This window comes from Marinobacter aromaticivorans, assembly GCF_002806975.1.
In the GTDB taxonomy this organism is placed as follows: domain Bacteria; phylum Pseudomonadota; class Gammaproteobacteria; order Pseudomonadales; family Oleiphilaceae; genus Marinobacter; species Marinobacter aromaticivorans.
Genome location: NZ_NIHD01000007.1, coordinates 44351 through 58852, shown reverse-complemented (window position 1 = coordinate 58852; position 14502 = coordinate 44351). Strand labels below are relative to the sequence as shown.

10 protein-coding genes are annotated in these 14502 nt (G+C 48.1%); 8 read left to right on the top strand and 2 right to left on the bottom strand.

Going from position 1 to position 14502, the window contains the following annotated elements; all coding sequences use genetic code 11:
- Positions 1 to 222: 222 nt before the first annotated feature.
- Genes CDH48_RS11520 through CDH48_RS19715 form a run of 6 tightly spaced genes read left to right on the top strand, consistent with a single transcriptional unit; the run spans position 223 to position 10821 of the window.
- A complete protein-coding gene (locus CDH48_RS11520; RefSeq protein ID WP_100688894.1) occupies positions 223 to 1818 on the top strand; it encodes a nuclease-related domain-containing DEAD/DEAH box helicase in 1596 nt (531 codons plus the stop codon).
- Positions 1746 to 5096 (top strand): helicase-related protein, encoded by a 3351-nt coding sequence (locus tag CDH48_RS11515; RefSeq protein WP_100688893.1) that lies wholly within the window; start codon positions 1746 to 1748, stop codon positions 5094 to 5096. Before CDH48_RS11520 ends, CDH48_RS11515 begins: the two co-directional genes overlap by 73 nt.
- A 4-nt stretch (positions 5097 to 5100) precedes the next feature.
- Positions 5101 to 6981, top strand: a complete 1881-nt coding sequence (drmB, locus tag CDH48_RS11510) for a DrmB family protein (RefSeq protein ID WP_100688892.1) — start codon at positions 5101 to 5103, stop codon at positions 6979 to 6981.
- Entirely contained in the window at positions 6965 to 8449 is a 1485-nt protein-coding gene (locus CDH48_RS11505; protein ID WP_157807822.1) for a DNA/RNA helicase domain-containing protein, read from the top strand. Before drmB ends, CDH48_RS11505 begins: the two co-directional genes overlap by 17 nt.
- A 13-nt stretch (positions 8450 to 8462) precedes the next feature.
- Positions 8463 to 10064: a hypothetical protein gene (locus CDH48_RS11500; RefSeq protein WP_100688890.1), complete on the top strand. Its 1602-nt coding sequence runs from the start codon at positions 8463 to 8465 to the stop codon at positions 10062 to 10064.
- A 40-nt stretch (positions 10065 to 10104) separates the two neighbouring features.
- Entirely contained in the window at positions 10105 to 10821 is a 717-nt protein-coding gene (locus CDH48_RS19715; protein WP_100688889.1) for an HhH-GPD family protein, read from the top strand.
- 5 nt (positions 10822 to 10826) lie between these two features.
- On the opposite strand, the gene CDH48_RS11490 is transcribed toward CDH48_RS19715, so the two are convergent.
- On the bottom strand, positions 10827 to 12236 hold the full coding sequence (locus tag CDH48_RS11490; protein WP_100688888.1) for a DNA cytosine methyltransferase: 1410 nt from the start codon (positions 12234 to 12236) through the stop codon (positions 10827 to 10829).
- 135 nt (positions 12237 to 12371) lie between these two features.
- Complete coding sequence (locus CDH48_RS11485; RefSeq protein ID WP_100688887.1) at positions 12372 to 13079, bottom strand: hypothetical protein; 708 nt, start codon at positions 13077 to 13079, stop codon at positions 12372 to 12374.
- Between the two features lie 189 nt (positions 13080 to 13268).
- Between CDH48_RS11485 and CDH48_RS11480 the strand changes: the two genes are divergently transcribed.
- Both CDH48_RS11480 and CDH48_RS11475 read left to right on the top strand, forming a co-directional pair.
- Positions 13269 to 14000, top strand: coding sequence for a hypothetical protein (locus tag CDH48_RS11480; protein WP_100688886.1), 732 nt, complete (start codon positions 13269 to 13271; stop codon positions 13998 to 14000).
- A gap of 125 nt (positions 14001 to 14125) precedes the next feature.
- Positions 14126 to 14485: a hypothetical protein gene (locus tag CDH48_RS11475; RefSeq protein WP_157807821.1), complete on the top strand. Its 360-nt coding sequence runs from the start codon at positions 14126 to 14128 to the stop codon at positions 14483 to 14485.
- Positions 14486 to 14502: the final 17 nt, after the last annotated feature.

The following is a 14502-nucleotide window of genomic DNA, read 5'->3' as shown; positions in this document are numbered from 1 at the left end:
AAAAGCAGTATTCGCTCTCAACGTATCACATCCTCTCAAATCGATGTGCCCACAGGGTTACCCCATCCTGGCGCCCCCTGGCAATCGCCTTCTCAAGCTTCAAAGGATTTCCCGTAAAGGCGAGCAGTCCTCCTATCGCCAACATTAGATTGTAATTGATACCAAACTCCACGCACGTCAGAGCAGATGTGCTCCCCTGAAGATGGATAGGCAACTACTTTTATGAAGATCATTCCTTCTTACATTTGGGACGGTCAGAAGCCTGGGAATCAGGCAGAGCATCGTTTCTTTGAGATTCTGCAAAAAGTGCACTTCCCCGAAAAGAGTATTGCGCTGCATAGCCAGAATCTAAGGGGAGATAAGAAACAAAGCTGGTACGAGATAGACTTTCTAATCTTAACGCAAACCTGTATTTACGGAGTTGAGGTCAAAACCGGCTTTTTGTCGAGCCGAGAGGGCGATTGGCGAGTCCATAAATCCAACATGAATATTGCCTATACGAAAAAGAAGTCGCCATATGTCCAAGCGAAAGACGCTACTCTTTACTGGCGCGACAATTGGCTTTTCAAATATTTTCCGGAGCTTAGAGGACGCGTCGACTGCGCCTTTATGGTGGCGCTGTTCCAAAATGACGAGTCGAGCCTGCAAACGCTAAACTGCCCTGAACTACCTCGAGAAGTCGTTTTAGGAGACCAAGAGTTCACGGCCGATGGGCTTATGAAACGGCTCGAAGAGACAAAGGACTACCACCTCACGCCAACAAAACGACGAGCCCAAAGCCCAGGACTTTCCAAGCAAGAGGTTGAGTTCATTGCTAACAAATTAAGACCAAGTCTGGAGCAATCCTATCCCGCCGGGGCAAGGAACTTCCTCTTAAAGTCTCAACATGAGCTGACGGAAGAGCAATACAGACTCCTCGATACTCTGGAAAGCTTTGACCGTCTGCTAATCGATGGTGGCGCGGGTACAGGAAAGACTTTCGTGCTCATTCACCTAGTTAGAAAAGACGTTCTTGCCGGGAAGGCGGTTCTGATTCTCACACGCCCGGAGAAGCTGCGTTCAAAGCTCCAACAGCTCCTCAAAGATGTAGATGTTTGCATACTGGGACCCGAGGATTTAGCAAACGTCGAAGATAATCGATTCGACATTCTCTATGTGGACGAAGGACAAGATTTATGTGACGAGCAAACCCTTCATGAGCTCGACAAGAAACTACGAGGTGGGATGGAAAGCTCGCGCTGGCGTTGGTTTGGCGACTTCCAAAATCAACTCGGCGCGAAGCTTCACATGTCTGAAGAGGTCTTCGAGTTCATCAAGGGCCTGACGGGAAACAATTCGATCTTTCCGCTGAAGCGCAATGTCAGGAATACCCCGAATGTCGTTCGGTGGCTGGAAGCCATCTGTCACGCCCGAATGGGTGAGACCGTAATGGCCGGAGCCGGGCCTGAGGTCCTCATCGAAAACGAGCACAGGTTCTCTAGCTTGCTTGAGCAAGTAGCTTCGAACCCAGTTCTTGGTGATTCACCGACAGAGTCTACGGTAATTATCTACCCAGAAGGTTTTGCTGGCGAGTTCAATTCAAGCACTTTCGGTAAGGAAGCCCTGAATGCAAACCTTCTGGTAAGCGATTCGGAGAGTTTTAAAGGGCTTGAGTCAGAAGTTGTGTATGCCTGGGTTCCTCAGCAGATAGAAGACTCTGATCTAAAAGACTATCTCTACAAAAGCGTGTCACGAGCACGAGCAATATGTTTCGTCATGACCAAAAACAAAGATTCATTAATGAAGCAAGCCATGCGGTTGCAGGAATCGAATCAATGAACCGAGCTGATATACGAGATCGTGTCTCTGAAGAGATCAAGAGCCTGCTGATTGGACCTTATGATGGTCCCGATGAAAAGGTATCTGGTCGTCTCTCCCTCCGTTATCTGGCTGGAATTCTTTATCCGGTCGGCTCAACGCGCGGGCAACTACAACAAGAAGAGACTCCTGAGTCTGCAGACACTGGAGGTGGCGATGAGTTCTCTGCAGATTCTGAGAACCCTCTCTCACTGGCAAACGAGATGCTTCCGTCGTCAGTTGCCATCTCTTTTTGTGTTCGTAAAGGCTCAGATGTATTCGTTCGGGCTGGAGGCGGACACTATGAACTAAAAGAAAAGTCACCTCAAAAATGGCAGAGGCATCAGCTACCTAATAGCCAATTGAAGGTAAACACGGACGAAAGCCAGAGATTCGAAGTGCTCGGGGGCGCTGGCGAAATCAGGGTTGCCCGAAGAGAATCAAATTTTAGTCCTAGCACCGAGATTATTACTGTTGCTCTGTTGAACGCTCATAAGACGACAGACAAAGAAAACGTTGAAGCGACAAAAAATATCGAGAAGCGCGTTTATCAAGTCACTCTTTCTTGCAGGGCAGAAGGAGGCATTCTGCCCTACGAAGACGTTAGCTCCAACATCGATGATTTAGAGGAGGAAGTACTTGCACTCCAGTATTCGCAGAACTCTGTTTTTGCTGTTGGTCACGGAGCATCCGTTTCTTGGGAGAGCAATGGAAAGCTAGCCGACTCTGTGAGTATTGACTACGCACCATCTGCACGCGTCTACAGACCAATATTCGATAGCCTTCAGCTGGACGATGGACGAGCATTCGATTCATCTGAAGTTCTTCGGCTTGGTTACCTCGCCTCGTCTGACACCTCAAAAAATGATGCAGTTTCAAAGCTCAAAGCATTCATCAATTTCTATGGCGAGTGGATCGAGCTCCAAAAGGCAATTTCGGTTCCACCGAGGTATGAAAGGTCACGAGATCACCTAATATCTGAGATGTCGAAGTGTTTCGATAGGATGCACCGTAGCGTTGATCTCCTGGAGCAGCGGGAAGACTGTTGGCAAGCATTCCAACTTGCAAACGCCGCAATGCTAATACAGATGGATCAGAACGATAGGATCAACACGTTACGGTCAGCAAGAAGCAGCGAAGGAAAAAGCTGGCCGATTCCTGCCGACGAGGCAATACACCCGGGCGACAACACGACTCCAGACCAGCTTCCCAACAGCTGGCGCCCATTCCAGTTGGCATTCTTTCTACTGACAATGTTTGACCTCGAACATCCAGAGGAAGAGGATGCCAGCACTGTAGATTTGATCTGGTTCTCTACGGGTGGCGGTAAAACCGAAGCTTATCTGTTATTGGCAGCCTACGAGCTAATTCGGCGACGGCATCGATTCGCTGATCCAGATATAGGAAGCGGGACGGGGGTGATTACAAGATACACTCTTCGTTTCCTGACGGCTGACCAATTCGCACGAACAGGCTCTTTGATTTGTGCACTGGAGAAGTTGCGTCAGTCTGGCGAATACAAGCTTGGAGGGGCTCCGTTTTCTTTGGGGTTGTACGCTGGCGGCTCGGTTTCTTACAACAAAATCAGTGACGCCGAACAAGCAATCTCTAAACTTCAGAACAATCCCGCCGAGGATCATCTTTTCCAACTCGACTACTGTCCGAACTGCGGCACGTCTCTACTACCTAGCGAACCAAAGTTTGATGAGAATGGAGAGCCAGACTTCTCCCAGTTGGGTTATTTCATCGTTGAAAACCAAGTTCACGTCCATTGCACAAATGACGGCTGTTTGTTTTCGAATTCAACAGGACTTCCCATCAAAACTGTCGATGAGGATATTTTTGAGACGCCGCCCAGTTTTCTCCTCGGCACGGTCGACAAATTCGCTAATTTTGCCTTTGGCAAACGGGAAGGAAGTATCTTTAAAGGAGGAGATGGGAAGCAGGCTCCTCCGAGCCTGATCATTCAAGACGAACTGCATCTCATATCAGGTCCACTCGGCACCATAGCAGCGGTTTACGAGGGCGCGTTCGACGCCATCATCAGGTTCCAGAATCGCGCATTGGGGTTTGGGGAGCGTGGACCGAAGTATATTGCATCGAGCGCAACCGTCCGGGATTCTGACACCCAAATACAACGCCTCTTGGGCAGAAGCTCCGCAATATTTCCACCTCGAGGAATCTCTTCCGCTGATTCCTTCTTTTCCAAGGAAGACCGAGACCTCCATAGCTCACGCCTGTATATGGGAATCATGGCCCAAGGCTTGAACTCTACCTCTGCAGCCCACTGGACTGCTGCGGCGATGCTTCAAGCAGTTCGAGGAGTCTGTGAGTCAAATTCTTTGAGTGCAACAGAAATCGATTTCCTGTGGTCTCTGGTCTGTTACTGCAATAGTAAAAGAGAGCTCGGGCTTATCAATGCGTCTACGAACGACGAAATTCTTTCAAGAATGCGCGTATATCGGGCAATTCAAGGGTTGGACGAAACCAAGGTCAAAGAACTTCGCAAGGAGGAAGTTAGTAGTCAAGGCGTGAAGAGCATCTCTGAAACACGAGGAAATCTTCTAATACCACTGTCAGATAATCGCGATACGCCGGTCAGAGACTTTATTCCCGCGACAAATATGATTTCCGTCGGTGTGGATATTGACCGGCTCGGTGCAATGATGATCAACGGACAACCTAAAACTACGGCAGAATATATTCAAGCTTCTTCAAGGGTTGGGCGAGCTCCATCCAAGAGAGGTCCAGGTTTGGTTTTGACCCTTTACTCACCCTCAAAACCGAGAGACAGAAGTCACTATGAGCATTTCAGAGCTTACCACGAAACACTCTACCGGCTTGTCGAACCAACAAGTGTGACGCCTGGCAGTGAACAGGCTCTCGAGCGCGCCTTGCACGCGGCAATTATTATTTCTCTGAGGCACTCCATAAAGAGCTTAAACAACCACCCCAGAGTGAACTCCTTTGAAGAGCCAGAGACGAAAAAAATACTCGACCTATTAAAAGACAGATTGTTAGCCGCGTACCCCGATCCTTTGCACCAATCTCATGAAAGAGAGACTATTTTGCGCCTTTATGAGCAAGTGATATGTCATTGGCATCATCTCGCCGAAGACTTCACTGACCTTGTCTATTACTCGAAAAGTCGGGGAGACCATTCCCTGATGAGTGATTTTTCTGGGAAGCATTCCTCTGGATTCCCCACCATGCGATCAATGAGATCGGTCGATGTATCAATCCCCATGAAATTTAGGTAACAACATGAAAGGTGAAATCAGAAGAGCCCAACTAATCCAAACCTTCGGAGTTGGCGCGATCGTTGATGCTAATGGTGAGACCTTTGTTGTCAAAGATACGACCTATTGGGATGCCAGAGAAAGAATCGAGTGCGCCCGTCTATCTCGGCTTATTCAAGGAAAAAGCCTCCGAACTTTCTCGGGAAACGCAAATGAAGAGGAAGCTGTTCCAGTCGAACGCTTCCCTCGTTGGTATTACTGCCCGGCGTGCAATCGGATGAGGAAGATTTCAAAAAAAGAGGACTATGAAAACGAAGATGGAGCTTGCCCACGTTGCAAAAATGCCGAGTGCAAACACAAACCAGAAATGATACCCATGCGCTTTGTAGCATACTGCAGCAATGGGCACCTTACCGAAATTAATTGGTGGGAGTGGGTCCACCAAAAAGCTAGCGCGGCAGAAAATGGTCAATGCAAAGATAAAGACTCTCTCAAGTTTACTTCTGGGGGGCGTGCGGGTGGTGACTTCCTAGAAATGAAAGTCAAATGCGACAAATGTGGGCTAGAAAAGGATTTGTCCGATATCCAGCGTCAGGTCGCTAAGCCGAATGTCGTGGAAGGTTATGGCCAGTCTTGTTACGGCAGGCAGCCTTGGCAAAGGTTCGAGGATCGAGAGGCTTGCAAAGCACAAATGAAGATCGAACCTCGTGGGAGCTCTTCTATCCACCGCTCTTTGGTTCTCTCCGCTCTAGATATTGAAGAAGGAGTTCACTCGCAACTCAAAAGTGAAATCAGTCCTGAGGCAAGAGCTGCGATAGAAAAAAAGTGTCAAAAACTTATAGAGCGATCTCAGGGCACTCGACAGATTCTCCAAACTAAAGTGATACAGAAATCGGAAGATATTCAGGATCAATTGGCTAACATTGCAGAAATATTTTCGGACGACGAGGATGAACTGATCGAATACGGTTTTCAGTTCCTATTAAATGAGCTTACAACGGCAGCTCCCGAACTCGAGGAAGCAGAAGATGCTCAGCTAGAACTTCTGGACGCAGAGTATGCTCTTCTCGCGCAAGGAAAGGACATTGAACAACCAAACTTCAAAGTTTTCTTTAACGATTGCTCTGAGGACGCTGACCCAATTCTGAGTCGGGTATTCTCGAGAATTGGTCAGGTAAAGCGTCTCCGAGAAGTAAGGGCATTCAAAGGCTTCGTCCGAGGAGAAGGAAAAACGGAACTATCGCCTGATCTTGGCGGAAATCAGAATTGGGTACCCGCCATTGAGGCTTTCGGGGAAGGTATATATTTTGAATTTAATCAAAACACATTAACTACCTGGTTGGAGAAATCGGGCCAGCAAGTCAGGCAAGCCCTCACAAAGCAACTCAATGCATTAGAGAAACTTCAGGAAAGAGTAAAGATTGGCGTTGTAGAGGACCCCATATTCATACTTGCCCATACTGTCGCCCACATTTTAATCCGCGACCTAACTTTCCGCTCGGGATACTCCTCTTCAGCCCTAAGGGAACGAATTTTCTGTGTCCCCGACGAAAAACGAGCAGGGATACTCATTTACACGACAGACACAGACACTGAGGGCACGCTAGGCGGCCTTGTAGATCAGGCTCGTCCCGAAATTCAATTTCATCTTGTGAGAAATCTAAGCAACCTGACTAGCTGGTGTTCCGCAGACCCTGTGTGTCGCGAAACTAAGGAATCGGGGTTCCAAGGCGTCAACCAGGCAGCCTGCCATTGTTGTGCCCTTGTGTCCGAAACCAGTTGCGGTCACCAGAATGCTGGGCTCAACCGTTTACTTCTGTCAGGGATGGGCGAAAAGTTTGGTGAGCCTTTAGGCTTTCTAAGTTTTGTGGAGGAGGCAGCGCGTGAGGATGCCAACGTTTGCTGAACTAGATTCGGATCAACGCGGAATTTACACTGAATCGCCTGCAAACCGGGCGGTATTGGTTACGGGACCTCCCGGAACAGGAAAGACCGTGGTGGCTTTTCATCGCGCTCTTAGACTATCCAAAGGAGGAAAGCCCGTCACCTTGCTAATGTTCAATAACGTGCTTTCCAAGTATGCGGATAGCGTTGCCATTGAGCATGACATAACCATTTGTAACTTGCATAAATGGGTCGACCATTGGTTCCGGCACGCCTTCAAGAAGCGCGCCCCATATAGTAGTAAGTTCGACATCAACTGGCATGCGATTGGCAAAACCATTCGGGAAACAACGGATGTTTCAATATTACACAGACTATGCTGGGGTCACCTGATAATAGATGAAGGTCAGGATTTTCCGGTTTCCATGTACGAAGCTTTTATGGACTTGATCGACCATCCATTATTGGAAGAATCTTCTCGCCCTACGCTTACCGTTTTTGCCGATGAAAATCAAACGATTACTGAGCACAACTCTACCTTACAGGAAATTCGACAAACATTAGATGTTGGGATTCGAAACAAAAGATACTGGCGACTCTTTAAAAACTACCGAAATACGCGGGAGATATCAGAGTTTGCAACATTCTACCAATTAACAGGTAGGACCGCTGCAAAAGCTCCAGACCGTGGAGGAATGAAGCCACAAGTAATAATGCTTTCAGACCACGCTGCGGTTGCCGAACATATAACAAATTTTGTCATAAATAATGGTCAGATCGAAGTTGGCGTCCTGTCATTTGGAAAAAAGGGAGATGTAAAGAATATATATGCAGAGCTAAATAAAGCCAAAGAAGAAAAAAAATCAAAGCATACCGTCCAGATGTACGTGAACGGCCCCGCCAAAGAAAGCATTCATCACGATGCCAAATACTTAAAATTCGGCGCACCACCCTCTATCACTGTACTTCACAACAAAAGTTCAAAAGGGCTTGAATTTGATGCCGTCTTTATCGTGAATATGCATAGAGATAGTCGAGCATTCGACGCAAGTGCCCAAGAATTAATCAAGGATATGTACGTTGTTTCATCGCGAGCCAGAAACACATTATTCTTTGACATCGTGTGCTTTGGCGACTCGTTGCCCCAAATAACTCGGTTGCTCCCCTCGCCCGAATCCAGGCTCTGTGGATACAATGCCAACACTGAATGGAAAGCAGAGCTGCGTGAGAAGCTCAAACATGTTCGGTGGTCAGAAACAGAGGAAATGGCTGACCAGATCAGAGCAGATACATTAGCAGATGAAATTCTGTCGCTCGGGGAGGACGCACCGCTACTATTATCCAGCTTAATTGAAGGCTCGAAAAAACACAGGGTTTTAAAGCAAGGCGTCAAAGAATACATTGATGGTCTCGATAAGCAGAATATAGTTCGATTGATAAAAGAGATCGGATGCCATAGGGTCGAACAAGATTTAATGACTACAGCCTAAGTGGAAAAATATTATGAACAACTTCTACATCCCCATTACAGAAATTGGGCTAGTGGAGTTTTTGAGCTCAGGATTCATTGGCGTCTCCACAAGCAAAGTCCAATATAATGATATCCACACCAGGCTTTGGCCGAACACTGTTGTGGTCAAGAACATAGAGGACTCTCCACTCCCTATTTGCTGTGAGGTGGAGCTTAAAGGTCGGGCTTATTCTCTTCCATGCAAGTTGGGCAGCAAAAAAGTTCAACTATTTAGAGTCAAATCCGCGCTATCCATAAATGAAATTAAAAGAATTCACTTTTCATCTGAAGAGGCATTAAACGAGTTCATATCGAAATACCATTACATGAGCGATTTGGACATAGAAAACCTTCCCGTATCTGTTAGCAATTCCCTTATGGAATGCAACGAATTAGCCTCGAATGATATGGGAGGTGAGGTAGAACTGATTGAGAATAAAAAGATAGATATAGATGATACTTGCTCGAAAGGAAGGCTAATTAACGATGGGAAATCAATTATAGCTTTCACCTACGCACTCCACAATCATTTAAAAGGAAATTCACGACAGGAAATCCCAATTCTATCGACACGAAATGACGTAGATGTGGCTATATCTGAGCTGGCATCGCACCTTGGCGTTAAGCTACCGCCAAAAGGACTCAATCTCCTGTTACGTGAGTATTGGGAGCTTTGCAGGTTGGATAGCATTGATGCTCGCTCCGACCAAATGGAGGTCGTTGACCTGCTTCAAGGAAAATTGCATTCCATTCCAGACGATAGTATCGAAGTAAAGAAGACAATTTCTTTTCTTGAGAAAATTTCAAGCGTTTTCATGGGGATGGAACCTCATCCACAACTAGATGAAAAAAGTCTAGAAAAGGCGTTTCAATTCGGGTTCTACGTTTCATTAATGGCCAAGACCGCAAGCGAATTTTCTGAACTAAGAAATAGGTTCCGGTTTTCAGATCAGGTAGAAGCAATTGCCAAGTATTTTTTCTCATTACGCAGCCGCTTTAGCCAGCTCACTAGTGACTTTTTTAGCTCCTTCGGCACCCAAAAAAGCTCCTGGGCATCAGCAATTCTGGATTGCTGCTTTGCATCAAAAGCCGTAATCGAACTTAGCACCAGAAAAGGAAATGAAGATCTTCGCGTAACATATGACTTAGCAGTCAACGGAAAAGAAATTGGAGCAACCACTAGAGATATTAGCCCTGAGGAACAGCTAGTAGTATCGACGCTACGGACGTTCTCAATTGAGCCGTTCAGAGACGAGCACTCTGGCGACATAGCTGTGAGAAAGTATGTTCAGTCAAAGCCGATTGTAGTCACGCTAAAAATATTCAACTCTATGAGCAATCACCAGCTAAACGAGGTGCACGTTCAATACGAAACGTCACTGAAACACGGAGTCTTGAGCAAGGCAAACACTCGCCTTCAGGTACTAAAATTAGTTACGGAGCAAGGGGTCGCTCTCGGCGTTAATGAAGAAGGCAAGCTTCTCCTGACAAGGTTGCAAATGGTCGACACTATGGATCGCGACGAACTTTGGCACCATGTAGAGCAGGTAGCCGACGGGGGTGCGTTAATTGAAGAGTTAGTCTCTACGATCTAAACCTCATCCGTAAGGGCTCTGGCGGGGCGGGGATAAGGCAATGGGAACAAAGAAGTACAGTCCACGGCGCAAACAAGCCGAAAATCGAGCCCTTGCTATATCTAGTAATACTATCTCCTGGTTTGTTTTTCAGATCATGGAGTGGTTCTCCAAAAATGGCCGAAACTTCAGTTGGCGTAAGAATGACTATCCGCTGTATCGGGTAGTCGTAACTGAGCTTCTCTTGCAGAGAACGCGAGCTGAGACTGTGGATCGATTTATCGGGATTTTTTTTGAGCTCTATCCGGATTGGCTGACCATTGCCCGCAGTAAATCAGCCAACCTTCAAAAAGCCCTTGAGCCTTTCGGTCTATGGCAGCGGCGAGCAGCAACACTCCGAAAACTTGCGATAGCGATAAAGAGCAGAGGTGGCGCGTTGCCCGAGAGTCCCGAGGAACTTGGAACGCTCCCAGGGCTGGGACCTTACATCGTTAATGCGGTTCTCCTTTATCGAGAGAATCGCCCGGAACCACTGCTTGACGGCAGCATGGCTCGGCTTTTGGAGCGTTTCTTCGGTCCTCGTGGACTTGTTGATATTCGTGACGACCCTTTCCTTAACATAATCGCCAGGCGAGTATTGCAAGAATCGGAGGTCTCACCTCTGTCACTCAACTGGGGTATGCTAGACGTTGCGGCACAAATCTGTATGCCTGCGGACCCAAGATGTGAGCACTGCCCCCTCACCAAGAGATGCCCCTCATCTACTTGCGCTAAATAGTGTACCTAGGCCGCAGTTGAGGCAGCTTTCGTATCTCGAACAAACGAATCGACGATATTTTTTATCTCATCACGAAAGAAACAACCCAAGCCCTCCGCCATTAGCGGTGGGACGGCGTTTCCCACCTGCGTATACTTTGGACACGTAGATTTCCTGAGACTGCCGCCAGTCGTGTAAGGTCCTTCAAATCTGAACCAATCTGGAAATGACTGCAAGCGAGCCAATTCTCGAACCGTTAGGATTCGTGGTTCGTCGTAGTGAAGGATGTCATCGGGGAGCGTCGTAACAGTGACTGACGGCTTATCTGGATGCAGTACCGTCAATGTGTGTTTCTTGCTGTTCAGCCTCTCCTCTCGATACTTGATTGGGAGCGTCTTCCTCCGAGAGAGGAGATACTGATTCTGGAAATCCGGATTGTCTACGTCATCTAAAATTCGACTGAACCTGTCAACTACAGGTTTGCTATGCTTCGGAAGGCGAAGCCCACCATTTGGTAAATCCTTGTTCCAGCCATCGGACATCAGTCTTTGGTAGTTTCTATCGATGCCCTTCATAGGGGCGGAGTTCGCAATCTGCTGAAAGCCGCTCACAGTGGAGTCCGACGCGGATTTCTTGTCCCTTGCGCCAAATGCATCCATTGTTTTCAGGTCGCCAATTGCTTCTTTTACACTGACCAAAGAGTCTTGCTTTAGGCCGAGCGATGCACGAAATCTCGTAGCGAAACACTCCAAACCATGTTCAAGTCGAGGTCTAAGTGCTTTGCCTGCCGCAATCAGCTCATCAACTGCTTGGTCACTCCCTTCCCCCGAAAAAAGCGTGCCGAACAAGTTTTTCCTAATGCCAATCAGAACAAACCTTTGACGGGTCTGCGGCACCCCCCACTGACTGCTGTCTTCGATGAAATGAGCAGTCAAATACCCCGTCTTAGCAAGCTCCTTCTCAATTTTTTCCGATACAGCTTCACCACCATCACCTTTACTGAATGCGTGTGCGATACCTCGAACATTCTCCATTAGGATATATTTGGGCTTAACCAAGCTCACAAAGTCCAAATAGGCAAATACCAAACTATTTCTGGGGTCATCTGGTTCACGTTTGCCAGCCGTGGAAAAACCCTGGCATGGCGGTCCGCCAGCGACTAAATCAACGTGCCCACAATCACCTAACTCACTCAGGTACTCAGTGAGTTTAGGATCGCTCAACAGCTTGGAGATATCGTGAGCACTTTTACTCAGGCTCGGGTGCTCCAACCATTCGTAATGTCCATCGAACTGGTCACTTTGACCGAGCAAATTGAACTTCAGCGTCTCGAACGCTTGTTCATTTTTTTCGACGGCCAATAATCCTTGATGACCCGCTTTAAGCAAGCCTAAGGACAGCCCTCCGCAACCGGTAAACAAATCGATAAACGTCATATGATTCAATCGTTCGAGCCCAACGCCATTGATGCTTGCATCATAGCATCTGCCAAGACATTGAGATAATTGTTCGGTATCGGCCAGTTTCAGACACAGAGAGACTGCGGTTTCTACAAGCCGGAGAATGTGAAATCAACCTTCAGTTTGCTTTTTGTAAAGCCGCTTCGCTTTTGGTCCCCCGGTTCGGTAAAGCTCCTTGTTCTTCGCCCATTTCTCCCCGAGAAGGTCCGGCGCTTCCGGTTCGTATTCCTCGATCAAGTCACGACCTTTTACTTCCCGTTGCCGATCACCGCTACCCATGGTGTACCGATCCAACATCATCCTGGCGAGCATCAGGGGGCTGGAGGGTTTCTCTCCCGTAAGCGCGTAATAGGCAGCGGCGAGCTCCTTGTGATCGAAGATGTCCGGCAATAAACCCAACAAATGGATCAATCCACGCTTGTTCAGTCTGGATTGCATCACCTGGTCGAGATCAGCCTTCAGGCTGCCGACAACTTCGTTCACGATTCGGGTTTCGACGGTACTGAGAACCCTCCCAACATCGGCGACGGGTACCAGTGCCATGCCTGCAGCCTGATTGCCTTGAAGCTTCTCCTCAGTTACCAGTTGAATATAGATCAACGTCAGGCTGTCAGTATCAGTGTCATCCGGTGAGAGAAAACCATGACGCTGAACTCCTTCCGAGTATCCAGAGAGTTCAGATGCAAGTTCAGACGCGATCGAGTCTGGATTGCCTTTCGTTAGGTCCTCCGAGGGCAACCCCGTTTCTTCGCATGGAAGCATGAGTTGCAGTTGAGCATGACCCATCGTCAACGCGATCAACTTGATTCTTACGTGCATGGAACCTCACTCACCGTCATTTAGGATGAAGAGGATACTGTATTCTTAATCAAGAATTCACCTGCCCCTCACTTCACAAATCGACAGACCTCCAAGGTCACGGTAACTGCTCCTACTCGATGACGTTATTGATACAGTATTGCAACCAGTTAATGCGACTGTATTCTTAACCAAGAAAAGGAGACGGAAATGATCTTTATCACCGAAGACTTGGATTTCGATAATCTGACATCTGACCAAGTTCATCACCTCGTGCCTAAGCGCCCCCCCCCTGGGAGCGTTTTCATGGGACATCCCCCCCCCCCCCAAAAATCCCTGCCGTTTATCGAATACGACCTGAAAGCCTATCAGGAGGCGGTCAGAGGCTTTCATCACCGCCTTACACTGCTGCGTTGTGCCAAAGACACCAGGCATTCCCCTACGGATGCCCAAATCGAAGTATTCACCCGATATCTCGTGGAGAATCAAAGAGACAATCGAGAACTCCACTTCGGTCATGGGTCCTGGGCTATTCCTGAGGACACTGCAATGCCCGGCGATGCTGCCGTTGATTTTGCGTTCGTACCTTCGTATCTGGCGGTCGCTTCGCTGGTGCTCGTCAAACAGAGGTATCCCCTTGCGAAGAACGTAAAAGGTCTGGAGGCATCGCTTCGTCGGGGACTCCGCTTCATCTTCATCAAAGACCTTAGGGGCGCTGGGTTCGACGCCAATCGAGAGTTACTGAAGGCTGTCGAATATCTTTCTTTGGGAATGGTGTTCAGCTTCGTCGCGGATAATCAAAAGATGTATCCGCGATTGGTGGAAAAAGTTCGTGCAGTTGAGTCGACCATCATGGGGGACACTCGCCCAAGCACAAGATTGGAGTTCGACGGACGTGTACAGTCGTCAGAAAGCCCTTCAACTCATCCGTGGCGGCGATAGAGACGATAGCCTAGTCTGCCCCCCCCCCGGTGTGGCATCAGTGGCAGCTGTCGCAGACCGCATGGGCTTACAATCGTGTACTTGAAATCGCTCCTCCGATCGTCGCCCGTACAGTCTTCCCGTTAGTGAAAGAAAAAACCGTTGAGATGGTTCAACAGCTCCGGGAAGCATTTCTTGAAGTGAAGCCGAAGCATGCTGTGTTTGGACAACGACGACAGGTGACATCCGCCCCCATTGAACTGGAGTTAGACGTTTCGTTCGACTCAGCCATAGGGCAGGTAGGCGTCGTTCCGTGGGTCGATCGTTTGTCGTCACAGGGCTTTATGAGGGCTCTGAATCAGCCATTCGTGGGGCGACTGAGCTACGAACTGAACAGCCATTTTGCCGAAACAGAGGAATTTAAGGGAGAAGAGTTCAGTGTCTGCGTCGCAAAGGTTCAGCGGCAAAGTGAACAGTACCGAATCTTTGTTTCGGCTCGTGGCTGAAGCTGATCAGGCTTTAT